The sequence below is a fragment of the Bacteroides fragilis NCTC 9343 genome (assembly GCF_000025985.1).
Lineage (GTDB): Bacteria > Bacteroidota > Bacteroidia > Bacteroidales > Bacteroidaceae > Bacteroides > Bacteroides fragilis.
Window position 1 is genome coordinate 5142033 of sequence record NC_003228.3, and the last position, 25139, is coordinate 5167171.

Genomic DNA, 25139 nt, shown 5'->3' on the forward strand with positions numbered 1-25139 from the left:
TTTTCATCGCAAATGACACAGATTAACCCAAGACATTATTAATAACACGGACCAGTTACTGTATTTCAGGTTGTCATCGCCTCCGATGGAGTAACTTTATAAAGCGTACGGAAACATTTAGTGAAATAAGCAGGCGAGGTGAAACCGGTCATATAGGCCACCTCACTGATATTGTATTTCCGGCTTTTGAGTAAAAGCATTGCTTTGTTAAGTCGGTAATTCCGCAAATAGTCGGTAGGAGAAACACCGAACAGTGTTTTCATCTTCCTATAAAGGTGTACCCTCGACAATCCCAGATGCTCGCTCAAGTCCTCAATACTGAAATCGGAGTTTTCGTATTGTGTATCGACAATACTCAGCAGCTTATCCCTGAACAACTCGTCCACCTTCATCAGTTTGCATACCTCCACATTGTCCATCGTACCGGCCTGAAGGTTCTTCATATAAATTTCCTTCATCTTCTGCCGTTCCGCTATAATGTTGATGATACGTATTTTCAGGAAATCAATATTAAATGGCTTCGGAATGTATTCATCCGCTCCTTCGGCAATGCCGTAGATGCGCTGGCTGTCTTCGGACAAGGCTGTCAGCAGTATGATGGGGATATGGCTGAAAGCAAGATCGTTCTTCACCCGGTTAACCAACTGGAACCCATTCATACCGGGCATTAATACATCGCTCAGAATCAAGTGAAAAGCATCACCCTGTCCCAACAAGTCCAATGCTTCATTACCATTACCTGCCACTTCTACCTGAAAATTGGCGGACAGCTCTTTCCGTAAGCTATATCGTACATCGGGATCGTCTTCCACGACCAGGACATGGTAATCATAGGTTTTAGAAAGCATTTCGTTGACCACCGTCGTATCCACCTCCATATCGTGATAACTGAGATTGAAGCGATCGGTCTCTTCCAGTATATACTCGTGTGTATAGTGAGCGATATCTTTATAAAGCCGGACGCTGAATAAAGTATACTCTCCCGGTTGACTCTCTGCACGGATTTCACCGTCATGCAGGTCGACATACTCTTTTGAAAGATTGAGTCCAATGCCAAAGCCTACTGTACCGAAAGTCTTATTACCGGTATAGAAGCGTTCAAACAGGTGTTCCATACTCTCTTTTGAAATTCCCCGCCCGTGATCCTCCACTTCCAGCAGGACAGTTTCCGCTTCACCGGTAATCCGGACAGAAATATCTCCCCCACTATCCGAATATTTAAAGGCATTCGAAATGATATTTACCAACACCTGCTCTATCTTATTGACATCTATGTAAATGTTCAGTTCGTCAATATTGGTAGAGAACCGGTAATGAATCTGCTTCTCTTCGGCAATACCGGTAAAGTAGTCGAAAACTTCCCTTACCATCCCGATCAAATCTACCTGACGCAAAATCAATTTCATCTTATCGTTGTCGATTCTTCGGAAATCGAGTATCTGGTTGACAATCCTGTAGAGCCGGTCTACATTCCGTTTCATCAAAGCCACGTCTTCTTGAATAGAAGGATCGAGCTTGGAGTTCTTTATCAATTTATTGACCGGTCCAAGTATCAGTGTAAGAGGAGTACGGATTTCATGGGAGATATTGGTAAAAAATTGTAGTTTCTGGTTGGAGATATTCTCAATCTGGCTATTCTTGACAGCCAGTTCTTCTTTTTGAGCTTCTACAAGCTGATTTTTATCATGCAGTTCTTTATTCTTATTTTTAACCCGGAGGTTCATGTACATTACATATCCCAGCAAAGGGATAATGAGCAACATCAATGCCAAAATCAGGATAGTAGAGTTGCGCAGGAACTTGAAACGAGACAATAAATTATCTTCTTCCTGCTTCTGCCGGTTGATTCTTTTCTGGTAGTGGTTGAGTTGTTCGGACTGTGCCAAAATGGTCTTCGCATTCCCCCGATTGATAATGGCAGTGTTCAATACATAGTTTTTCTTCACCTTTTCTCCATTAATAATCTGCATGGCCACCTGAATGGAAATAGCACCTCCGGTAGGGTACTGGAACGAGGCTTCCAACTTCTCATCGGCTACGGCTTGCAATCCGGCACCGTCACCATATACCCCGTCGATACCTATAAACCGGATACGTTTGCCGGACACGGAATCACGCTTCATGATGACGTCCCGGGCAGCAAGCGCCATCACGTCGTTGTGGGCATAGACCAGATCGATGTCGGCAAAAGTAGCTAACCTGTTGACAGCGTCATAAGCACTGTTATAATGCCATTTTCCAAAAACCTGAGTCACCTGAAAATTCTTATCACTACGAAGATGATCGATAAATCCATCATGACGCTCCATAGCAGGCGACGAACCTTCCAGTCCCCATATCTCGAGTATTTTGGAGTTGGGGGGCAATTGTCCGTTAATGTATTCACCAATGGCAGAACCAATGTTGTAATTATTGGCACCGATAGAGACCGTATATTCATCCGATTGTATCTTACGGTCGTGAATAATGGTAGGAATACCTTTCCGATAAGCTTCTACAGCCACATCGGTAATGGGAACAGCCTCGTTAGGCGAAATGATGAGTACATCCACGTTCTGGGAAATCAATTTCCGAATCTGAGATACCTGTCTGCTGCTGTTGTCCATAGCATTATATACCACCAACTCTACGTTGCGGTAATTGGAGGCCTCAATCTGCATTTCGAGCAATACGGCTTCGCGCCAGGAATCGGAGGTACACTGAGAAAAACCAATGACGTACTTTTTGTCTCCTTCCTCTTTGGGTTGGCAAGAGGACAAGAATATAGATAAACCTGCAAAAAGCAGAAAGGCCAGTCGGAATAGATTTGTGTTTTTCATGTTGCATTTTCCTTAATAATACATATATAAGACGTCCTGAAGCAAAGAAACAGGACGCCTTTTCCGGAAAAAATGAACGACAAGGTGTATCGGGACTCTGTGCCACTCTGTGGTGAACGATGACACGCCTCTGCCTACATCTTCCCCTTTCTATCCGTCGACTTTACCAGATAGACTTTACCGAGAACACTTCCAGGTTCTTAACTTCTATGTTGTTACCCCAGAAATGGAGCCCTTCACGATTGCCCTCACGCGGACTGCGCTTCATCGAATACGAATAGGCTCCCCCGTCAATAAAGACTTCGATGGAAGTGCGATCAATGTAGATGTCGGCTGTCAATTCCATGCTGGTGCGGTCGTCAGGTGAGTAGAACACTCCATTGATCAGGTTGGAGTTCATGTCATAGTCCACCAGAGGCTGACCGTAAAGATTCAGTCCGGCACTGGTAGCATGTGACAGTTTGATAGTTGTTCTGATCCGCAAACAATCCTTACCGGAGAACGCCTGTAAGCGTTGATTGGCCGCATCAGAGCTAAGTGAAGTCCAGTTTCCTACAGGCTGGAACAGTTGCTCGGTCTCTCTGACAGGCACACTAAACAGACGAACTCCCTTTGAGGTAGTGCGGAGTGTCAGTTCGTTGGGCAGCAACATCATTCCATTGAACGGCATACCGTCATGTGAGATTCGTCCCCATCCTATTTGTATGCGACGTCCGTCACCGGCAGGTATGTTACTATAAGTCTGGGCAGCATACATGCTTCCGGTATAATAATAGTATTTGCCGGCTTCCGGGGTAAACGTCTGTCCATCGAATGAGCCCAGCATATAGGTACCGGAAGCTCCGTACATCACCCATTTAGTGTGATTCTTATCGCCATCTACCGGTAATTCAAACAATTCCGGGCATTCCCAGAATCCGGTTACATGACTCTTATATTCCCAATTCTTCAGGTCGGCAGAATTATAAATCGAGTGTCCGTCCCGTTCATTAAGTACCATCACCCAATGTTTGCCGGGAGCATACCAGAAGACCTTCGGGTCGCGTGTATCCTTACTGTTCCATTTCGCTTTCGAGTCTATCACCGGGTTACCTTCATACTTGGTAAACGTACGTCCTTTATCGAGACTGTAAGCGATACACTGCCGCTGTTTCTCCGGATTATCCACTGTATAGGCAGCTACCAATGCCGGTTCGTTTTTCTTATTGAATCCGGCGGTATTATCATAATCGATCACGGCCGAACCGGAAAAAATAGTTCCCAGCTCATCGGGATGCAGAGCATCCGGCAGTTCCTCCCAATGTACCAGATCACGGCTCACGGCATGTCCCCAATGCATATTTTCCCATTCCCGTTCATAAGGGTTGTGCTGATAGAAAAGATGGTATTCACCTTCGTAAAAAACCAGTCCGTTAGGGTCGTTGATCCATCCCCGGCGAGTGGTGAAATGAAATTGCGGACGGTTTTTTTCTGCATACAAGCTATCTTGCCCCGCAATCACATCGTCCTGATAGATTTTCTCCAATCCGGCAGACTCCCCTTCATAGCTGATGCGAAGTGTCTTTCCTTTCCAGGAAGAGACATCGCAGAATACCCAGTAGTCGGGTTTCTCGTCAGCCAGACGGATTACGAAGTTACGTTCCGGAGTACCTTTTACCTCGAATGTCATTTTCTTCCGGTCCACTTGGTGGGAAACAGGAAGGTTGATATACTTCTTCGTTATCTTCAGCGTAACGTCGCCGGCAAATGAAGCAAACAGGTTACCGGCAAGCAGCGTTGCGGTAAAAAATAATTTTGTAGTCAAATGCATAGTTTTATTTTGTTAGTTAATAATGGAAAACCTGAGTGCAAGTTTACGGATTTTTTCAGGGATATGCTATCACTCAGCGTACAAAACGTATCACGCAAGTTACTTCAAGGGGGGACTTTACGGTAACATGGATGTAACGAGTTTGTCACTCAGCGTTCAAACGATCGTAAAGGGCACGAAATCTTACTCCTCTACTTTTGCATCAAATTATTAACGCATACTAAAAAACATGAAACGAGTTCTGAAGCTAGTATCATCCATTCTTTTATTATCAGTCATGGGCGGTCATCTCTACGCCGACGAAAAAGCAAACGTAGTAAAACAAGGTACGATCCGGGGACGTATCATCGACACTTCCAAACAAACACTACCGGGTGCCTCGATCTACATCGAGAACCTGAAGACAGGAGTTATCAGTGACGTAAACGGTTTCTATACCTTCGCCAACCTCAACCCGGGGACTTATACGGTAAAAGTAACTTATGTGGGATATGCCCCCGTAGAAATGAAAATAACCATTCCCGAAGGCAAGACACTCGAAAGAGATGTCATACTGAACGAAGGAGTCGAATTGCAGGAAATTGTAATAGGCGGTGCCTTTCAGGGACAGCGCCGTGCCATCAACTCACAAAAGAGCAGTCTGGGCATCAAAAATGTAGTTTCTGCCGACCAGGTAGGCAAGTTTCCGGATTCAAACATCGGAGATGCACTGAAACGTATTTCGGGTATCAATGTACAGTATGATCAGGGTGAAGCCCGTTTCGGACAGGTACGCGGTACATCGGCGGACCTCAGTTCGGTCACCATCAACGGCAACCGCATTCCTTCGGCCGAAGGGGATACACGCAACGTACAACTTGACCTGATTCCGGCCGATATGATTCAGACCATCGAAGTCAGTAAAGTGGTAACTTCGGATATGGATGCCGATGCCATCGGCGGATCTATCAATCTGGTCACCAAGAATTCACCCTATAAACGGACGCTGACAGCTACTGCCGGTTCGGGCTACAACTGGATCAGCGAGAAAGCACAGTTGAATCTGGGACTGACTTATGGCGACCGTTTCTTTAACGACAAACTGGGGGTCATGTTATCGGCTTCCTATCAGAATGCCCCATCGGGTTCCTACGATACCGAGTTTCTTTGGGAGAAAGACGACAAAGGAAACGTATATATCAACGACTACCAAATACGCCGGTACTATGTAACCCGTGAACGCCAAAGCTATTCGGCAGCCTTGGACTGGGATATCAGCGAAAACCACAAATTGATGTTTAAAGGAATTTTCAATAACCGGAACGACTGGGAGAACCGATACCGCACTACTCTGAAAGATATGGATGAAGAGGGAAAAGCAACTGTACGCGTACAGACTAAAGCCGGTACGCCGGACAATCGCAACGCCCGCCTGGAACGCCAACGCACGATGGACTTCACATTGGGAGGCGAGCATCTGTTCGGACCGGTGTCTATGGATTGGAATGCCAGTTACGCCAAAGCAACAGAGGAGCGTCCGAACGAACGTTACATTGATTTCCAACTGAAGAAACAGCAATTCGACATGGATCTGAGCAACGAACGCGAACCGCTGGCTACACCAAAGTCCGGTTCTACAATGACACTGAACAAAGATTTCGGCCTGAAGGAACTCACCGAACAACAGGAAGACATCAAGGAAAAAGACCTGAAATTCTCCATGAACTTCAAACTCCCCTTCCGGAACGGAAACAAACTGAAATTCGGTGCCAAGGTGGTACGCAAAACCAAAGATAAAGAGGTAGACTTTTATGAATACACTCCGAAAGATGAAGAGGCATTCATGACCAACAGCCTGCAGAACACGGTAGATCAAACCAACAAAAACTTCATGCCGGACCATAAATATCAGGCAGGCATTTACGCCGACAAACAATATGTAGGTTCACTGGACCTGAACAATCCCTCCCTCTTTGACAAAGAACAGGTGCAGGAAGAGTTAGCCGGTAACTTCGAAGCACGTGAAACCGTAAGTTCGGGCTACATCCGTTTCGACCAGAAGCTCACGGACAACGTAGAACTGATGACCGGGCTCCGCATCGAAAACACCAGCCTCAGCTATACCGGACGCACGTATGACGACGAAACAGACCAAACCTCGAAGACTGCCCGAGAAACGAACAGTTACATCAACTTCCTCCCGTCACTCCTCATGAAATGGAATGTAAACGAGGATTTCAAAGTACGCGGTTCGTTTACTCAGACATTGTCACGTCCGAAGTATTCTGCCCTGGTACCCAGTGTCAACATCAAACGTTCGGATAACGAAGTGACAGTGGGTAATCCCGGCCTGAAACCTACTCTTTCTTATAACTTCGACCTGAGTGCGGATTATTATTTCAAAAGTATCGGTCTGGTCAGCGCAGGAGTATTCTATAAGAAAATAGACGATTTCATTGTCAACCAAGTGTCTACAAACTACGAATACAACGGCAACCTATACAACCGCTTTATCCAGCCCAAGAATGCGGGTAATGCCAATCTGATAGGTATGGAACTCTCTTACCAGCGTGATTTCGGATTTATCGCTCCTGCCCTGAAATGTATCGGTTTTTATGGCACTTACACCTTCACTCACTCCCGTGTGGAAGACTTCAACTTCGAAGGACGCGAAAATGAAAAGGATCTGAGCCTGCCGGGTTCTCCGAAGCATACAGCCAATGCATCGCTCTATTTTGAGAAAAATGGACTGAACCTCCGCCTGAGCTACAACTTTGCATCGGCCTTCATCGATGAAATGGGTGAAGACACCTTTCACGACCGCTATTACGACCGCGTGAACTATCTGGACGTAAACGCCAGTTACACTTTTGCGAAACACTACACCCTCTATGCCGAAGCAAACAACCTGCTGAACCAACCCCTCCGCTATTATCAGGGGACTCAGGACCGCACCATGCAGGCTGAATACTACGGTGTAAAGATTAATGCCGGATTTAAGATCAACTTTTAACCGGCTATCAGAGGAGGTTGAACCCACGGTGCACCGCCGATCAGAAAACGCTGCACCGTGGGTCTGAGATCAAAACCGTCTTCTCGCATCACTGACGAAAAAACGTATTCAATTCATCAATAATCAATATAAAAATTCATATTTATGAAATTAAAAAACTTACTGATACTACTGTTTATCTCCATTGTCGCAACCGCTTCGGCCCAGCTCAAGGATTACTCTATGTTTGACAAGAAGTTTAACTTCTACATTGCTAACGACCTGGGACGTAACGGCTACTACGATCAAAAGCCGATTGCCGAATTAATGGGAACTATGGGTGAGGAAATAGGACCGGAATTTGTGCTGGCTGCCGGAGATGTCCATCATTTCGAAGGAGTACGCAGCGTGAACGACCCGCTCTGGATGACCAACTTTGAACTGATTTACAGTCACCCGGAACTCATGATCGACTGGTATCCCGTACTGGGAAACCACGAATACCGGGGCAACACACAAGCTGTACTGGACTACAGCGGAGTGAGCCGCCGCTGGACCATGCCTGCCCGTTACTACACCAAGACATTCGAAGAAAAAGGAGCCACCGTCCGCATCGTCTGGATAGATACTGCTCCTTTGATCGATAAATACCGTAACGAAAGCGCAACCTATCCCGATGCATGTCATCAGGATATGAACGGACAGTTGGCCTGGCTGGACTCGGTGCTGACTGTTGCCAAAGAAGACTGGGTGATCGTTGCCGGGCATCATCCGATCTATGCCGAAACCCCGAAAGACCAGAGCGAACGCAGCGACTTACAGAGCCGCCTCGATCCTATTCTGAGAAAGCATAAAGTAGATATGTACATTTGCGGACATATCCACAACTTCCAACACATCCGCGTACCGGGAAGCGACATCGACTATATCGTAAACTCTGCCGGATCACTGGCACGCAAGGTGAAACCGATTGAGGGAACTCAGTTCTGCAGCCCCGAACCTGGCTTCTCAGTCTGCTCCATTGATAAACAGGAACTGAACCTGCGGATGATCGATAAAAAAGGGAATATACTTTATACGGTAACCCGGAAAAAATAAATCACTCTCTTGAAAAATGCACAATTTTGAAAGAGCCGGCTTCTTCGTGACGAAAGAGCCGGCTCTGTTTATTATTTATCAGTCTTGGGCCTCAAATCATCTTTGGGAATCGTAGACTCATTGCCGTCACGCATAGCCATATAGTGAGGCGACATGATTTCGATGCCCGCTTCATTAAAGCGATCCTGAATATTCTGATGCAGGTCCGAATATATCTGAGCCAATTTATCCGCCTCACGGATATAAGCATTGATTTGATAAACCGGATACCAGTCACTCAACGAAGTTTCAAGCACAAAAGGACGCGGATCGTCAATCACCCCGGGAGTATTCAAGGCAGCCTCTATCAATAGCTGATGAACCTGACGCCAGGGAACATCATATCCGATGGTCACTTCCGAGTGAATAATCAGACCGTATTCGCGGGCCGAAGCGCTATAGTTCACTGTATGGGATGACATGATAAACGAGTTCGGAATGGTTACCACCTCATTCTTCGGTGTCTTGATCCGGGTCACCAAAGGCGTTTTCTCGATTACATTCCCGGTAGTATCATTCAGCTGGATCCGGTCGCCCAGTTTAAAAGGACGCATATAAGTAATGACCAGCCCCGCAATCACATTACCGATTACCGTGCTGGATCCTAAAGAAATGATCAGACCGACAAAAACAGATATCCCCTGGAATACTCCATTCTTAGCCCCCGGCAAATAAGGATAGATCATCGCAATCATAAAAGCATAAAGCAGAAAACGGATGATATGATAAGTAGGCATTGCCCAGTCGGGATAGAAGCCACCGAACTTGAGCCGCCCCGCCTCTACCTCACGGGACAAGTAGTGAACCAAGCGCACCAGATACTTAACGGCAAAACAGATGATAAGAATGGCAAACAAATTGGGAATATAATCGACTATACCTACCAGTATGTTCTTGATCGGGTTCCAGATATACGAAAATATCTGATAGGCCAGCCCCTTGGTCTGTGGGAAGATAGCGAACAAAAGGGGAACGGTAATCAACAATTGGAGAAGCATGATTACGTAGCGCAGCAAATTGGAAAGGAAGATCAACAGGTTGACCTGCCGCTGCGTATCCAATAACTCGTAATTCTGAATGGAGATCGGCTTCAGCCTGGTATCCTTCAGCTTTTGGATACGTACTTTCAGTTTACGGAACAGCCAGCCTGTAAGCCAAAACAACAGATACTGCCCTGCCAATACCAGGACAAAATACAGAATACGCTTACCCAGTTGCCACAAGCTATGCTCCTCCTTCAACTCTTTCAGTTTCTGTACTACAATCTTCCGCTTATCCGTTGCCAACTGCTCGCGCGAACGTCCTTCCCATAGTCCGTCCTGGTCGGTAAACGAAGCAATGACTTTATTGCCGTACATCAGATCGGTTACGATATCGCTGCTCTCGATATAGACAGAATCGGGATGCAGGGTAAACCGTTTACCCAACTGCATGATGGCCGCATCGATCATTTCGGCCCGCTGCAAAGGGGTATATCCCCCACGCTTGGTATACAAATAAAACAATGTATCGCCTTCGACCACTACCGGTACTCCCGGCGTAAACTGGCGAAGTGAGTCGATACGTGCCCTTTGCTGAGCTAATTTCACAGAGTCGGCAGCAAAAGCTTTCAGCCTCATCTGCTCCATTTCCATACGCATATTGGCTTCGCTCAGACGCGCCTCCTCCAGCTCTTTCTTCATATCTGCCATCCGTACGGAATCCGAATCGTTCCGGACTGCGGTCCGGGTAGCCACACTATCACCCGTCAATATCTCACGAACCGCCTTTCCCAACTGTGCGCACATATTGTTGGTCACCAACAGAAACAACAAAAGGCCGAATAATCTGTTCTTTTTCATATCAAAAACTCATAAAGTAATTGTCACCGGAATGGATAAACGTGCCAAACATACAGATTGTTTTTGACATAGCATAGATCGAAATCATTATATTTGCACCCGAATCCGTAATTTAAAGGTATAGACATGGATATATTACTGCTTATTGGAGGATTACTCCTCATTTTGATAGGTGCCAACTGCCTGACAGATGGTGCTGCGTCCGTAGCCAAGCGATTCCGTATTCCTTCCATCGTAATCGGCCTGACTATCGTAGCTTTCGGAACTTCCGCCCCGGAACTGACCGTTAGCGTATCGTCCGCCCTGAAAGGTAGCGCGGACATCGCCGTAGGTAACGTAGTGGGAAGTAATATCTTCAATACATTGATGATCGTCGGGTGCACCGCTCTATTTGCTCCTATCGTAATTACCCGGAATACTTTGCGGAAAGAGATTCCGCTATGCATTCTCTCCTCCATCGTCCTGCTGATATGCGCCAATGACGTTTTTCTGAATAAAGCTTCCAGCAACATACTAAGCATCTCGGACGGACTGATTCTGCTCTGTTTCTTCACCATCTTCCTGGGCTACACATTTGCCATAGCCTCACCCACAAACAATACTCAACCGGAAGAGGAAATCAAAAGCCTCCCGATGTGGAAATCCGTACTTTTCATTCTGGGCGGATTGGCCGGACTTATTTTCGGGGGACAATGGTTTGTAGAGGGAGCAAGCAACATCGCACGGCACCTTGGCGTCAGCGAATCTGTTATCGGACTCACACTGGTAGCCGGAGGTACCTCCCTACCGGAACTTGCTACATCGATAGTGGCTGCCTTGAAAAAGAATCCGGAAATAGCCATCGGTAATGTGATCGGCAGTAATCTGTTCAACATCTTCTTTGTATTGGGATGCAGTGCTTCCATCACTCCCTTGCGGCTGACAGGCATCAATAACTTCGACCTTTTCACCTTGGTCGGTTCGGGCATTTTGCTCTGGTTTTTCGGATTATTTTTTGCCAAACGCACCATCACACGGATCGAAGGAAGTATTCTGGTGTTATGCTATATAGCCTACACCACCTATCTGATCTATCAGATTTGATAACATCGAGACACATAGTTTTTAGTTTTCGTACGTGGTAATTTAAAGATTATCACGTATCTTTGCCCCCTCATCATAAATACAAGCTATGGCCATTACAATTAAAAAGGTATCGACAAAAAGAGAACTTAAAAAATTCATTCGTTTTAATTACGAATTATACAAAGAGAATCCTTATTCCGTACCTGACCTCTACGACGACATGCTGAATACATTCAATAAGAAGAAAAATGCGGCATTCGAGTTCTGTGAGGCCGAGTACTTTCTGGCTTATAAAGACGGAAAAATCGTAGGGCGCATCGCAGGTATTATCAATCACCGTGCCAACGCCACCTGGAACAAAAAAGATGTCCGTTTCGGTTGGATCGACTTCATCGACGACCTTGAAGTATCTTCCAGACTTCTGCAAACCGTAGAAGAATGGGGTAAATCCAAAGGGATGGAGAACATTCAGGGCCCTCTTGGATTTACCGACTTCGACGCAGAAGGTATGCTGATCGAAGGATTCGACCAACTCAGCACCATGGCAACCATCTACAATCATCCCTACTATCCGCAACACATGGAGAAACTGGGATTTGAGAAAGATGCTGACTGGGTGGAATACAAAATTTATATTCCTGACGCCATCCCTGAGAAGCACCAGCGCATATCCGATCTTATTCAGCGTAAATATAACCTCAAGATAAAGAAATATACCTCATCCAGAAAGATTGCAGCCGATTACGGACAAGCCATCTTTGAGTTGATGAACGAAGCTTATAGTCCGCTGTACGGATACTCTCCGCTTTCGCAACGGCAAATTGACCAATATGTTAAAATGTACCTTCCGATTGTCGACTTGCGAATGGTAACCCTGATCACAGATGCGGAAGACAAGTTAATTGCCGTAGGCATTTCAATGCCTTCACTTTCGGAAGCGTTACAGAAATCGCATGGACGCCTTTTGCCCCTCGGATGGTATTATCTGCTAAAGGCATTGTTCATGAAACGACGCGCCAAAATGCTTGACCTGCTGCTTGTAGCCGTGAAACCGGAGTACCAAAACAAAGGTGTTAACGCTTTGTTATTTTCCGATTTAATTCCGGTTTATCAAAAATTAGGTTTTATCTTTGCAGAAAGCAACCCCGAACTGGAAATGAACGGAAAGGTTCAGGCACAATGGGAATACTTTAAAACCGAACAACATAAACGTCGTCGTGCGTTTACTAAGAAGATAGACTAAAAACAATGGAAGAGAACGAACTGATACCTGTAGACAACAACCCTGTAGAATATACAGACGACAACATTCGCCACCTGAGCGACATGGAACATGTGCGCACCCGTCCGGGTATGTACATCGGTAAGCTGGGCGACGGTTCGCATCCCGAAGACGGAATATATGTCCTTCTGAAAGAAGTTATTGACAACAGTATCGACGAGTTCAAAATGCAATCCGGCAAGAAGATCGAAATCAGAGTGGAAGAGAATCTTCGTGTCAGTGTACGCGACTACGGCCGCGGTATCCCACAGGGAAAACTAATAGAGGCAGTCAGTGTGCTGAACACCGGTGGTAAGTATGACAGCAAGGCTTTCAAGAAAAGTGTCGGACTGAACGGTGTCGGCGTGAAAGCTGTCAATGCTTTGAGCTCAAACTTTGAAGTACGTAGTTACCGGGATGGTAAAGTGCGTTGCGCCACCTTTACCAAAGGAGAGTTGGTGACAGACCACACAGAAGATACGGAAGAAGAAAACGGTACTTACATCTTCTTCGAACCGGATGAAACTTTATTCCTGAATTATAGTTTCCGTCCCGAATTTATCGAGACGATGCTGCGCAATTACACATACCTGAACACCGGGCTGGCAATTATCTATAATGGGCAACGGATCCTTTCGCGCAATGGCCTGGTAGATTTGCTGAATGATAACATGACAGCTACCGGCCTCTACCCCATCGTACATCTGAAGGGCGAAGATATCGAGATAGCCTTTACCCATACCGGACAGTACGGAGAGGAGTACTACTCATTTGTAAACGGTCAGCATACCACTCAAGGAGGTACCCATCAAAGTGCTTTCAAAGAACACATCGCCCGCACCATCAAAGAGTTCTATAACAAGAATCAAGACTATACTGACATCCGTAACGGACTGGTAGCCGCCATTGCTGTCAACGTGGAAGAACCTATGTTTGAAAGCCAGACCAAAATCAAACTCGGCTCTACCAATATGTCGCCGGGAGGCATCACAGTAAATAAGTTCGTGGGTGACTTCATAAAACAGGAGGTAGACAATTTCCTCCACAAGCATGCCGATGTAGCCGAAATCATGTTGCAAAAGATACAGGATTCGGAAAAAGAACGCAAAGCTATTGCCGGAGTGACCAAACTGGCACGTGAACGCGCCAAGAAAGCCAACCTGCACAACCGGAAGCTGCGTGATTGCCGCGTCCACCTGAACGATGTGAAAGGCAAAGGGCTGGAAGAGGAATCGTGCATCTTCATCACCGAAGGTGACTCGGCAAGCGGCTCTATCACCAAAAGCCGGGATGTGAACACACAAGCCGTATTCAGCCTCCGCGGTAAGCCTCTCAACTCTTTCGGCCTGACCAAAAAAGTAGTTTACGAGAACGAAGAATTCAATCTGCTGCAAGCTGCATTGAATATAGAAGACGGTATCGAAGGCTTACGCTACAACAAAGTGATCGTGGCTACCGATGCCGATGTGGATGGTATGCACATCCGCTTGTTGCTGATTACTTTCTTCCTTCAGTTCTTCCCCGATCTGATAAAGAAAGGACATGTATATATACTCCAAACTCCTCTCTTCCGCGTACGCAATAAAAAGAAAACGCTTTATTGTTATACCGAAGAAGAGCGTGTAAATGCTATTAAAGAGCTTAGCCCGAATCCGGAAATCACCCGTTTTAAAGGTTTGGGGGAAATCTCGCCCGACGAATTCAGACACTTTATCGGCAAAGATATGCGTCTCGAACAAGTATCGCTGCGCAAAACAGACACGGTAAAAGAACTACTCGAATTTTATATGGGTAAGAATACAATGGAACGGCAAAACTTTATTATTGATAATCTGGTTATAGAAGAAGACATCGCATAAACATGAGAAGAGCTATCTTTCCGGGAACGTTCGACCCGTTTACCATCGGACACTACTCCGTAGTTCAACGCACCCTGACATTCATGGACGAAGTGGTCATCGGTATCGGTATCAACGAAAACAAGAATACATACTTTCCGATCGAGAAACGTGTGGAAATGATTCGTAAGTTCTATAAAGACGAACCCCGGATCAAGGTCGAATCTTACGATTGCCTGACGATCGACTTTGCCCGTCAGGTAGATGCCCAATTCATCGTTCGCGGTATCCGTACCGTGAAAGACTTCGAATACGAAGAAACAATTGCCGATATCAACCGGAAACTGGCCGGCATTGAAACCATTCTGTTATTTACCGAACCGGAATTGACCTGTGTCAGCTCTACCATCGTCCGCGAACTGCTTGGCTATAATAAGGATATCAGTATGTTCATTCCCAAAGGGATGGAAATGTAATAAACCCATGTGATCATGAAAAGAATAATATACCTGCTTATCGGTTTGTGTTCCGTTTTGGGACTACAGGCACAGAACTTTGGCTCACCCGCCATGCGAAAATTACAACTGGCAGAGTTCGCCATCTCTAATTTATATGTAGATACGGTCAATGAAAACAAACTGGTTGAATCGGCCATCATAGAAATGCTGGCACAGCTCGACCCTCATTCCACCTATTCGGATGCCGAAGAGGTGAAGAAAATGAATGAACCGCTCCAAGGCAATTTCGAAGGGATAGGTGTACAGTTTCAGATGATCGAAGATACGCTGCTCATCGTACAACCGGTGAGTAATGGCCCGTCCGAAAAGGTAGGTATCCTGGCAGGAGACCGTATCATCGCGGTGAATGACACAGCCATAGCAGGCGTAAAAATGGGAACAGAAGAAATCATGGGACGCCTGCGGGGCCCCAAAGATTCGAAAGTAAACCTGACCATTATCCGCAGAGGTGTGAAAGAACCGCTTTTATTTAATGTAAAACGAGATAAAATTCCAATCCTCAGCCTGGATGCCGCTTATATGATTCAGCCTAAAATAGGATACATCCGTATCAACCGTTTTGGAGCAACTACCGCCGAAGAGTTTCTAAAAGCCCTGAAAGAGTTACAGAAAAAAGGGATGAAAGACCTGATTCTGGACCTGCAAGGCAACGGAGGTGGTTATCTGAATGCCGCCATCGATCTGGCAAACGAGTTCCTGGGACAAAAAGAACTGATTGTCTACACAGAAGGACGTTCTGCACAACGCAGTGAGTTTTTTGCCAAAGGTAACGGAAACTTCCGTAACGGACGTCTGGTGGTATTGGTAGACGAATATTCGGCTTCGGCAAGTGAGATTGTGACAGGTGCCATTCAGGATTGGGACAGAGGAGTGGTGGTAGGACGCCGTTCTTTCGGTAAAGGACTGGTTCAACGCCCGATCGACCTTCCGGACGGTTCTATGATCCGCCTGACCATTGCCCGCTACTATACACCTGCAGGACGTTGCATACAAAAGCCTTATGACAGCAGCATCAACGAAAAACCGGGAAAAGGAAAAAGCAGTGAAAGCAGCATCGAAAAATACAACCAGGATCTGATCGACCGGTATAATCATGGCGAAATGGTCAGTGCAGACAGCATCCACTTCCCGGATTCACTGAAATGCCAGACTAAAAAACTGGGACGTACGGTTTATGGTGGAGGAGGTATCATGCCGGACTACTTCGTTCCGGTAGACACAACGCTATATACCGACTATCACCGTAACCTGGTAGCCAAAGGGGTAGTCATTAAAACCACAATGAACTTCATTGAAAAGAACCGAAAGGCTTTATTGGATAAATATAAGACATTCGAGAAATTCAATGAAAAGTTTGAAATCGACGACCAGCTATTGAACTACCTGAGAGAAGCTGCCGATAAAGAAAAGATTGAATTCAACGAAGAGCAGTACAACAAAGCCCTGCCACTGATTAAAGCGCAGCTGAAAGCTTTGATAGCCCGTGACTTATGGGATATGAATGAATATTTCCAAGTAATGAATGCCACCAATAAGAGTGTGGAGCGGGCACTGGAAATCTTAAATGACAAAGAGTACGAAAAGATATTGAAATAACGTTTCTATAACGGAAAACGATATACGGTGAATGACGAACAGACCATGCTTCCTGCAGCCTGTTCGTCATTCACCGTATGTCGTCAATAACTTATTGTAACCTTCTTCTTCTCACCGAACAACCACTTGTTAAGCCAGCGATTCACATAAATATTGGCTACCGCACAACCGGCCCCTATCACAGCTCCTGCTGCTACATCCGACGGGTAATGTACTCCTTCATTCATTCTTGAGAATCCCACAGAACATGCCCAGAAAGCAGATGGAGCTATCACATACCATTTAGGATAGCGGATACTCAAAGAAGTAGCCAGTGAAAAGGCTGCTGCCGTATGACCGGAAGGAAACGAAGGACTCGATTCATGACTACGTGCATCTACCCGATCCGGATAACGGTCGTAGGGACGCTCACGGTCAAAAGCATATTTCATACCATACGTAATCACGACTGCCTCGGCCACACTCGTACCGATGTAAATGGCATCTTTCAGCAACTCTTTATCTTTATCGATACCTGCATATACAGCCATCGCCACCGGTACACCTACCGCAATATAAGGTGCCGATTTAGAAAAGGCTTTGCTATAATTCCTCGCAAACTTACTATCAAGACTGTTTATTTTATGTAACGTATTGATATCCCAGTTCTGAGCATATCCCCCTACCGAAGAAAGCACACAAAAACAAATAAGCACAAATTTCTTCATTTTTCTACTAATTTACTATTTTGCAGCAAAGATAGATTAAAAAGACAGAGTTTTCGCAAAAAAAACCTATCTTTGTTCCCTAAGTATTATTTACCCTGACACCTAACTTTAATTCATGGCCAGAGAAACTCAATGTAATAGACAGACAGATTGTGCGCAATGTCCCAAAGCTACAGAAGGCATACTTGTTCACCGGAAGTTTCCCAAAGGACAACATTTTCCGCCCGACAAATGCACACAAAATTGTATCCTGTTTATACTACAAGGAGAATTACTGGTCAACAGTGAAGAGTATCCCGGCACCACATTACGTGAAGGACAATTTATTCTCCAGTCCATCGGCTCCAAATTAGAATTACTGGCACTGACAGACGTAAATTATGTAGTGTACTGGTTCAACGAACCACCCCTGATCTGTGAACAGCGCTATCATGAGATCCTGCAACAATCAGAAGCTCCGCTAACTTATACACCATTGGTTATGACACAACGCATAACCAACTTCATGAAAGATATTTGTGATTACCTCGATGAACAGATGCCTTGCGGCGCATTCATCGATCTGAAATGTCAGGAACTGATGTATCTGATCATCTGTTATTACCCGATACCCCAGTTGAGCAAGTTTTTCTATCCCATCAGCAGCTATACGGAAAGTTTCCAATATTTCGTCATGCAGAATTACGAAAAGGTGAAAAACGTAGAGGAGTTTGCACACCTGGGAGGCTATACCACTACCACTTTTCGCCGTTTATTCAAGAACATGTATGGCGTACCTGTATACGAATGGATTCTGAGCAAGAAAAGAGAAGGCATCCTGGAAGACCTCCAGCATACCAAACAACGGATCACCGAGATCAGTAATCGTTACGGATTCGACTCTTTATCACATTTTGCACATTTCTGCAAAGCTTCCTTTGGAGACTCTCCACGTGCCCTTCGTACACGTGCAGCCAGAGGTGAAAAAATTACTGCTTTAAAAACAGAATAGAAACCGCTCTTTTTACCCGATAACGGACAAAGCTTCATCCGAATCCCCTTCTCATTCTTCGGATCAGTCGGATACTTCTCCCACGTAAATGGATTTCAATCTTCCATCTTCCACCCTCCGAACAAGAGCTGGGATACAACACATCATGCTGATATCCAAATGTATATAACTATATCTCTATCTATTTATATCACTTAGAGTATTTTATTTTTCTTGCTATCTTTAGTGAAAATGGTCTTTTCTTTATCTCCTCCTGCATATCTGTGCCCATGAGCCCAGATAGCAAGGCTCACATAAACATATCAGAAGGTACGGTAATACTCTTATTTACAAAGTATTATAAATGATGTCCATTTGACTTGTTTTCTTCTTAATTCATGCACAGAAAAGAGAATTAGAGGAAACCTCGGAAAACGACCAATTAAATATAAGCATGATAACGACTCCAAAAGCTAACTTCTTAAAGACAAAGATTTTACTATTCTAACAGATTCACGACAAATCCTTTATACCCCCAACCGATCGTCCCGTTTACCCCATCCTCTCCGGACATTCAGGATTAAAGAATTATTTCTTTAATTCTTTGGTTAATCAATGTATTTCGTGTACTTTTGCACAATGAGAAAGAAGGCTCGTAAAACAGAAATTATAGTTCTAACAATTAAATAATTTAAAATCAATCATTTATGTGGTTAAGTAATTCATCTGTAGGAAGGAAAGTGGTGATGAGCGTTACCGGTATCGCCCTTGTCCTGTTTCTAACGTTTCACATGGCGATGAACCTTGTTGCGATCATCTCGGCTGAGGGTTACAACTTGGTTTGTGAGTTCCTGGGAGCAAACTGGTATGCGTTGGTAGCTACGCTGGGCCTGGCTGCCCTCTTCGTGATTCACATTATCTACGCTTTCTGGCTGACAATACAGAATCGCGCAGCACGTGGTAGCGAACGTTACGCCGTAGTTGACAAACCTAAAACCGTGGAATGGGCATCACAAAACATGCTGGTGCTGGGTATCATCGTTATCTTAGGTTTGGGCCTTCACCTCTTTAACTTCTGGGCTAAAATGCAGTTACCTGAATTGGTGCACAACATGGGAGGAGTAGCAGACACAACTTATGCTGCTGATGGTGTTTATCACATCATGAACACTTTCTCTAACCCTGTATATGTAGTGCTGTACCTCGTTTGGCTGGGCGCCCTTTGGTTCCACCTGACTCATGGTTTCTGGAGCTCTATGCAATCTTTGGGCTGGAACAACAAGATTTGGATCAACCGCTGGAAATGCATCTCCAACATCTATTCAACCATCGTTGTTGTATGCTTTGCTCTGGTAGTAGTCGTATTCTTCGTTAAATCGTTGGCATGCGGTGCTTGCTAAATTGTAAATTGTAAATGATTAAATTGTAAATAGCATTATGACTAAGATAGATTCAAAAATTCCTGAAGGCCAGCTCGCCGAAAAATGGAGTAACTATAAGGCTCATCAAAAACTTGTTAACCCTGCCAACAAACGTCGCCTTGACATTATCGTTGTAGGTACCGGACTTGCCGGAGCATCTGCTGCCGCTTCTCTGGGCGAAATGGGTTTCAGAGTATTCAATTTCTGTATTCAGGATTCACCCCGCCGTGCTCACTCTATTGCAGCACAGGGTGGTATCAACGCAGCTAAAAACTATCAAAATGATGGTGACTCGGTTTACCGTCTTTTCTACGATACAATCAAAGGCGGTGACTACCGTGCACGCGAAGCCAACGTTTACCGTCTGGCTGAGGTATCAAACGCTATCATCGACCAATGCGTAGCACAGGGTGTACCTTTCGCACGCGATTACGGTGGCACACTTGACAACCGTTCATTCGGTGGTGCACAGGTATCCCGTACGTTCTATGCCCGCGGCCAGACCGGACAGCAGCTGTTGCTGGGCGCTTATTCAGCATTGAGCCGTCAGGTACAAAAAGGTACTGTTAAACTTTACACTCGTTACGAAATGCTCGACCTCGTTGTAATTGAAGGACGTGCGCGCGGTATCATTGCCCGTAACCTCGTAACTGGTGAAATCGAACGTTTCGCTGCTCACGCTGTAGTTATCGGTACAGGTGGTTACGGAAACGCATTCTTCCTTTCTACCAACGCTATGGGTTCCAACGGTTCAGTTGCCATCCAGTGCTATAAGAAAGGTGCTTATTTTGCCAATCCTTGTTTCGCTCAGATTCACCCGACTTGTATCCCCGTACACGGTGACAAGCAGTCTAAGCTGACATTGATGTCTGAATCACTTCGTAACGACGGTCGCATCTGGGTTCCGAAGAAGATTGAAGATGCCAAAGCATTGCAGGCAGGCACTAAAAAGCCGACCGAAATTCCTGATGAAGACCGTGACTTCTATCTGGAACGCCGTTACCCGGCATTCGGTAACCTTGTTCCGCGTGACGTTGCTTCACGTGCAGCCAAAGAACGTTGTGATGCCGGTTTCGGTGTGAACAATACCGGTTTGGCCGTCTTCCTCGATTTCAAATATGCTATCGATCGTCTGGGTGAGGACGTGGTTCGTGCCCGTTATGGTAACCTCTTCGACATGTACGAAGAAATCACTGACGAGAACCCGTACAAGACTCCGATGATGATATTCCCCGCTATCCACTACACCATGGGTGGTATCTGGGTTGATTATGAATTGATGACTTCTATCCCGGGTCTGTTCGCTATCGGTGAAGCCAACTTCTCCGACCACGGTGCTAACCGCTTGGGTGCATCTGCATTGATGCAGGGTCTGGCTGACGGATACTTCGTATTGCCTTACACTATCCAGAACTACCTGGCCGATCAGATTCAGGTTCCGCGCTTCTCTACCGACCTGCCGGAATTTGCTGCAGCCGAAAAGGAAGTGAAAGATAAGATCCAGAAGATCAAAGCCGTAAACGGAAAACACTCTGTTGACTCTATCCACAAGAAACTGGGTCACATCATGTGGGACTTCGTAGGTATGGCCCGTACAAAAGAATCTCTGCAGAAAGCCCTGACAGGCATTGAAGAGGTGAAGAAAGATTTCTGGACCAACGTTCGCATCCCGGGTGATGTAAACGAACTGAACGTAGAACTGGAAAAAGCACTTCGTCTGATCGACTTCATTGAAGTAGGTATGCTGATGGCTCGCGACGGTTTGAACCGTGAAGAATCTTGCGGTGGACACTTCCGTACCGAATACCAGACCCCGGAAGGTGAAGCGTTACGTGACGATAAGAACTTCTCATACGTAGCTTGCTGGAAATACACCGGTGAAAATTCAGAACCGGAGTTGATCAAAGAAGATTTGAACTACCAGTTCGTAAAAGTTCAGACTCGTAACTACAAGTCATAATTCGGCTAATCAATTAAAGGAAAACAAAAATGGATAAAAATATATCATTCACACTGAAGGTATGGCGCCAGAAAGGCCCGAAAGCAAAAGGTGCTTTTGAAACATATCAAATGAAAGATATCCCGGGCGATACGTCGTTCCTCGAAATGCTGGATATCCTGAACGAACAGATTATTAATGACGGTGGCGAACCTATCGTATTCGACCATGACTGCCGCGAAGGTATCTGCGGTATGTGTTCTCTTTACATCAACGGACACCCGCACGGACCTGCGACAGGTGCTACTACCTGCCAGATGTATATGCGTCGCTTCAAAGATGGAGACACCATCACAGTTGAACCTTGGCGTTCTGCCGGTTTCCCGGTAATCCGTGACTTGATGGTTGACCGTTCGGCTTATGACAAGATCATGCAGGCCGGTGGTTACGTAAGCGTAAACACAGGTGCTCCTCAGGATGCCAACGCTATCCTTATCTCTAAGGATATCGCCGACGAGGCTATGGATGCCGCTGCATGTATCGGTTGCGGTGCTTGTGTAGCTGCTTGTAAGAATGGTTCTGCCATGTTGTTCGTATCAGCTAAGGTCAGCCAGCTGAACCTCCTTCCACAAGGAAAGGTAGAAGCAGCACGCCGTGCAAAAGCTATGCTTTCTAAGATGGACGAACTGGGATTCGGTAACTGTACAAACACACGTGCTTGTGAAGCAGAGTGTCCGAAGAACATTTCAATCAGCAACATCGCTCGTTTGAACCGCGATTTCATCATCGCAAAACTGAAAGACTAAGCACAACTTAGCATTTGATTAATAAGTAGGAAAATTCCCCACCGGTATCGGTGGGGAATTTTTGTATATGGAGAGCAGTGTTATCTCTTACGGCGCTTACGATACCAGATGATAAAGCCGGTCACAGGAAGTGAAGCACCCGTCAGGCTCGCAAGGAACATTATAATTTTACCGGGAAGCCCCCAGATGCGCCCGTCATGAATCTCCAGATTCATACGACGGAACTTATCGGCGGGAGAGGCCTCGGTATATTTACCGGCATAAGGACCGGCTCCTTTCAAAGAAACCAGTGTATACCGGTCAAAAAACAAATTATCGGTACGGTAGTAAGACCCTCTTTTATGTACAACACTGACCCGGTAAACACCATCGGCTTGTCCGGGTAAAGCAAAATAAAAGGTCTTGGCAGCAGGTTCTTCAAGGCGTAGCTGAGTATAAAGTCTGTCCAAAGGGTTTGTCACACGATTGACAACCTGCAATGTATCGGATACCGGTAAAACGTAGGGCTTCAACTCTTCACCACCCGAAGTGATGCTGTACACGCCTCTGCTAAACCAATTCAGGCTAAATATCAATCCGGTAAAACATAATACGGCCAGCACCAATGCAGCATAAAAACCCGCAACATTATGCAGGTCGAAGTTAAGCCTTGAAAAGGTAAAGGGGCGTTTCAGAGTCAACCGTTGCACAAGTGCCTTGCGTGTCCAGCTTCTGGGCCACCAAAGTATCACTCCCGTTATCAGGGTGATGAGGAAAATCAATACACTGTAACCAACAATCGGACTCCCGATCTCCCTGGGGAGCCATAAAGTGCGATGCCCGCTAAGCACCAACCGGAAGAAATCGAAATCACCGTTATGATTCACTACCGACTTCAATACCTGTCCGCTATACGGATTGATAAAAACAGTACTCATCCCTGCTTCCGGCTGATAGTAGTCCACCCAGGCCGCATCCGATCTTTCACCGTAAGTGATGGCTGTGGCCGAAGCTCCTCCCATGACAGAATCCGCTATCGCAAGTAAGCGGGAAGGCGGCAAAAACTCTTTCTCCAATGGAGCTACAAAGCGCCAAGGTTGTGTGGCATCGGTAATTTCGTCTTTAAATGCATACATGCAGCCGGTGATGCAGACTATGAATACCACAATACCCGAAAGCAATCCAAGCCATAAATGAAGTTTCGCACAAGCCTTCCGAAAAGTCTTATTCATCTCCTATCAATCCAGACGGAAGAAACCGCCGACAAACGTGGTTGAAACTTTAGCTCCCCTGACCGCAGTAGCCGCCTGAGGATCTACCTGATAAATGTAAGTACCCTCTGAAGCAGTGACCGGACGATAAACATAACCTCCGTCTACCAGAGCGGCAAAACGCCGTCCGCCATCTCCGTTATGCACCGGAATCTCTTTAATGTCACGTACCGTTTTATTATTAAGATCGATAATGCAGCATTTCAAACTCTTATCTCCCCAACGGTCGGCGGATGTCTGCGGACTGATGGTGCTGACCTCGGCAAATACCAGACCATTACCGATATATTTGATATGGGCAGGTTTCAATCCTCCCGAAACCGTCTCAAAGTCAAAATAGTAGTCATCAAAATGCGTCTCACCTTTAGGGATACGAAGGAAAGCAGCATTCTTGGTACTTTGTGAGAATCCGTTGGCAATGGCAGAATTAGACATGATGTACATATCGCCGGACTCTACCTTAAAAATACCGTTAAATGCATTCCACGAACCGGCAGGACCGGTACGCGTATCTTTCATCAATGTCTTAAACTGCATATCCGGATAAGAGTATACCGCAACAAAAGTAGTATCGGTATATAAAGTCTCAAAAGTGGAAGGGTTCATCGGAAAATAAGTAACGTACACATTACCTTCACTATAACACATACCCGTGATACTCGGCCATTCGAGTTGATTCAGCGGAAATACCGGAGCTTTGACCTGAGAAGTGATAGAAACATCACTGATATTTACGGTATATAAGGTCATTTGATCCCCACTCTCCTTATTAGCCGGAAGTTCAAGGCCGATCATGTTCTGCCCGTCCATTTGTGTAAACGCATTCAGCGAACTGTTAAAGACAAAGTCTCCACGCTCCGTCAGATAGCCGTTTGCATCACGTACAATTCCGGTTGCACTGGTCAGTCCCAGTCCGCCAATACTGAACACCGTTTGTCCGGCCTGTTCATAATCACGATATCCGTTTTGCTCGATACCTTTGGCCACCGCGTTGATTGTTCCGGACATCAATTCGGGTGCAGTAACCACATAATAAGTGGTAGTCCCATTGGAATTGATACCCAGGCTGAGTACATAGGGAGCAAAAGGAGTTTCCTCATTTCCCAATCCTTCTTCTTCACATGCCGTGACACCCAATAAAAGGCAGGCAGCAAGGAGATACATATAAATTCGATACATTGTAATCATCA

Annotated in this window: 17 protein-coding genes; 11 read left to right on the forward strand and 6 right to left on the reverse strand. The window is 45.7% G+C overall.

Going from position 1 to position 25139, the window contains the following annotated elements:
* Positions 1-65 precede the first annotated feature (65 nt).
* The gene (locus BF9343_RS21070; protein ID WP_010993812.1) at positions 66-2819 is read right to left on the reverse strand and encodes a hybrid sensor histidine kinase/response regulator transcription factor; all 2754 of its coding nucleotides are present in this window, start codon (positions 2817-2819) and stop codon (positions 66-68) included.
* A 163-nt stretch (positions 2820-2982) separates the two neighbouring features.
* Complete coding sequence (locus BF9343_RS21075; protein WP_010993813.1) at positions 2983-4629, reverse strand: glycoside hydrolase family 32 protein; 1647 nt, start codon at positions 4627-4629, stop codon at positions 2983-2985.
* Positions 4630-4858: 229 nt separating this feature from the next.
* Here BF9343_RS21075 and BF9343_RS21080 point away from each other — a divergent pair, with 229 nt between their 5' ends.
* Together BF9343_RS21080 and BF9343_RS21085 are read left to right on the forward strand one after the other, a co-directional pair.
* Positions 4859-7621 (forward strand): TonB-dependent receptor, encoded by a 2763-nt coding sequence (locus BF9343_RS21080; protein ID WP_010993814.1) that lies wholly within the window; start codon positions 4859-4861, stop codon positions 7619-7621.
* A 144-nt stretch (positions 7622-7765) separates the two neighbouring features.
* Positions 7766-8698, forward strand: a complete 933-nt coding sequence (locus BF9343_RS21085) for a metallophosphoesterase (RefSeq protein WP_005797170.1) — start codon at positions 7766-7768, stop codon at positions 8696-8698.
* A gap of 71 nt (positions 8699-8769) precedes the next feature.
* Here BF9343_RS21085 and BF9343_RS21090 read toward each other — a convergent pair whose 3' ends face one another.
* Positions 8770-10578, reverse strand: a complete 1809-nt coding sequence (locus BF9343_RS21090; protein WP_011203738.1) for a mechanosensitive ion channel family protein — start codon at positions 10576-10578, stop codon at positions 8770-8772.
* A 126-nt stretch (positions 10579-10704) separates the two neighbouring features.
* Here BF9343_RS21090 and BF9343_RS21095 point away from each other — a divergent pair, with 126 nt between their 5' ends.
* The 5 genes from BF9343_RS21095 (at position 10705) to BF9343_RS21115 (ending at position 16856) form a co-directional block, all read left to right on the forward strand.
* Positions 10705-11661: a calcium/sodium antiporter gene (locus BF9343_RS21095; RefSeq protein ID WP_005783471.1), complete on the forward strand. Its 957-nt coding sequence runs from the start codon at positions 10705-10707 to the stop codon at positions 11659-11661.
* Between the two features lie 88 nt (positions 11662-11749).
* A complete protein-coding gene (locus tag BF9343_RS21100; RefSeq protein WP_005783472.1) occupies positions 11750-12886 on the forward strand; it encodes a hypothetical protein in 1137 nt (378 codons plus the stop codon).
* Between the two features lie 5 nt (positions 12887-12891).
* Entirely contained in the window at positions 12892-14763 is a 1872-nt protein-coding gene (locus tag BF9343_RS21105) for a DNA topoisomerase IV subunit B (RefSeq protein WP_005783474.1), read from the forward strand.
* 2 nt (positions 14764-14765) lie between these two features.
* Positions 14766-15218 carry a pantetheine-phosphate adenylyltransferase gene (gene coaD, locus BF9343_RS21110; RefSeq protein WP_005783477.1) on the forward strand — a complete coding sequence of 151 codons (453 nt, stop codon included), beginning with the start codon at positions 14766-14768 and terminating at the stop codon, positions 15216-15218.
* A gap of 15 nt (positions 15219-15233) precedes the next feature.
* Entirely contained in the window at positions 15234-16856 is a 1623-nt protein-coding gene (locus tag BF9343_RS21115; RefSeq protein ID WP_005797168.1) for a S41 family peptidase, read from the forward strand.
* Positions 16857-16939: 83 nt separating this feature from the next.
* On the opposite strand, the gene BF9343_RS21120 is transcribed toward BF9343_RS21115, so the two are convergent.
* Positions 16940-17563: a phosphatase PAP2 family protein gene (locus BF9343_RS21120; RefSeq protein WP_005783481.1), complete on the reverse strand. Its 624-nt coding sequence runs from the start codon at positions 17561-17563 to the stop codon at positions 16940-16942.
* Between the two features lie 115 nt (positions 17564-17678).
* Between BF9343_RS21120 and BF9343_RS21125 the strand changes: the two genes are divergently transcribed.
* From BF9343_RS21125 to BF9343_RS21140, 4 genes are all read left to right on the forward strand, one after another.
* The gene (locus BF9343_RS21125) at positions 17679-18554 is read left to right on the forward strand and encodes a helix-turn-helix transcriptional regulator (RefSeq protein WP_005783483.1); all 876 of its coding nucleotides are present in this window, start codon (positions 17679-17681) and stop codon (positions 18552-18554) included.
* A gap of 686 nt (positions 18555-19240) precedes the next feature.
* Positions 19241-19933, forward strand: coding sequence for a succinate dehydrogenase/fumarate reductase cytochrome b subunit (locus BF9343_RS21130; RefSeq protein ID WP_005783488.1), 693 nt, complete (start codon positions 19241-19243; stop codon positions 19931-19933).
* 37 nt (positions 19934-19970) lie between these two features.
* Positions 19971-21914 carry a fumarate reductase/succinate dehydrogenase flavoprotein subunit gene (locus BF9343_RS21135; RefSeq protein WP_005783490.1) on the forward strand — a complete coding sequence of 648 codons (1944 nt, stop codon included), beginning with the start codon at positions 19971-19973 and terminating at the stop codon, positions 21912-21914.
* A gap of 29 nt (positions 21915-21943) precedes the next feature.
* Positions 21944-22699 (forward strand): succinate dehydrogenase/fumarate reductase iron-sulfur subunit, encoded by a 756-nt coding sequence (locus BF9343_RS21140; protein ID WP_005783491.1) that lies wholly within the window; start codon positions 21944-21946, stop codon positions 22697-22699.
* Positions 22700-22779: 80 nt separating this feature from the next.
* On the opposite strand, the gene BF9343_RS21145 is transcribed toward BF9343_RS21140, so the two are convergent.
* Together BF9343_RS21145 and BF9343_RS21150 are read right to left on the reverse strand one after the other, a co-directional pair.
* Entirely contained in the window at positions 22780-23910 is a 1131-nt protein-coding gene (locus tag BF9343_RS21145) for a PepSY-associated TM helix domain-containing protein (RefSeq protein ID WP_005783493.1), read from the reverse strand.
* A 6-nt stretch (positions 23911-23916) separates the two neighbouring features.
* Positions 23917-25137 carry a DUF4374 domain-containing protein gene (locus BF9343_RS21150; RefSeq protein ID WP_010993817.1) on the reverse strand — a complete coding sequence of 407 codons (1221 nt, stop codon included), beginning with the start codon at positions 25135-25137 and terminating at the stop codon, positions 23917-23919.
* Between the last annotated feature and the right edge of the window lie 2 nt (positions 25138-25139).

What these genes read in the sequence shown, in the direction of transcription:
- BF9343_RS21070 (WP_010993812.1), bottom strand. Translation starts at nt 2,819, where the DNA reads ATGAAAAACACAAATCTATTCCGACTGGCCTTTCTGCTTTTTGCAGGT.
- BF9343_RS21075 (WP_010993813.1), bottom strand. Translation starts at nt 4,629, where the DNA reads ATGCATTTGACTACAAAATTATTTTTTACCGCAACGCTGCTTGCCGGT.
- BF9343_RS21080 (WP_010993814.1), top strand. Translation starts at nt 4,859, where the DNA reads ATGAAACGAGTTCTGAAGCTAGTATCATCCATTCTTTTATTATCAGTC.
- BF9343_RS21085 (WP_005797170.1), top strand. Translation starts at nt 7,766, where the DNA reads ATGAAATTAAAAAACTTACTGATACTACTGTTTATCTCCATTGTCGCA.
- BF9343_RS21090 (WP_011203738.1), bottom strand. Translation starts at nt 10,578, where the DNA reads ATGAAAAAGAACAGATTATTCGGCCTTTTGTTGTTTCTGTTGGTGACC.
- BF9343_RS21095 (WP_005783471.1), top strand. Translation starts at nt 10,705, where the DNA reads ATGGATATATTACTGCTTATTGGAGGATTACTCCTCATTTTGATAGGT.
- BF9343_RS21100 (WP_005783472.1), top strand. Translation starts at nt 11,750, where the DNA reads ATGGCCATTACAATTAAAAAGGTATCGACAAAAAGAGAACTTAAAAAA.
- BF9343_RS21105 (WP_005783474.1), top strand. Translation starts at nt 12,892, where the DNA reads ATGGAAGAGAACGAACTGATACCTGTAGACAACAACCCTGTAGAATAT.
- coaD (WP_005783477.1), top strand. Translation starts at nt 14,766, where the DNA reads ATGAGAAGAGCTATCTTTCCGGGAACGTTCGACCCGTTTACCATCGGA.
- BF9343_RS21115 (WP_005797168.1), top strand. Translation starts at nt 15,234, where the DNA reads ATGAAAAGAATAATATACCTGCTTATCGGTTTGTGTTCCGTTTTGGGA.
- BF9343_RS21120 (WP_005783481.1), bottom strand. Translation starts at nt 17,563, where the DNA reads ATGAAGAAATTTGTGCTTATTTGTTTTTGTGTGCTTTCTTCGGTAGGG.
- BF9343_RS21125 (WP_005783483.1), top strand. Translation starts at nt 17,679, where the DNA reads ATGGCCAGAGAAACTCAATGTAATAGACAGACAGATTGTGCGCAATGT.
- BF9343_RS21130 (WP_005783488.1), top strand. Translation starts at nt 19,241, where the DNA reads ATGTGGTTAAGTAATTCATCTGTAGGAAGGAAAGTGGTGATGAGCGTT.
- BF9343_RS21135 (WP_005783490.1), top strand. Translation starts at nt 19,971, where the DNA reads ATGACTAAGATAGATTCAAAAATTCCTGAAGGCCAGCTCGCCGAAAAA.
- BF9343_RS21140 (WP_005783491.1), top strand. Translation starts at nt 21,944, where the DNA reads ATGGATAAAAATATATCATTCACACTGAAGGTATGGCGCCAGAAAGGC.
- BF9343_RS21145 (WP_005783493.1), bottom strand. Translation starts at nt 23,910, where the DNA reads ATGAATAAGACTTTTCGGAAGGCTTGTGCGAAACTTCATTTATGGCTT.
- BF9343_RS21150 (WP_010993817.1), bottom strand. Translation starts at nt 25,137, where the DNA reads ATGATTACAATGTATCGAATTTATATGTATCTCCTTGCTGCCTGCCTT.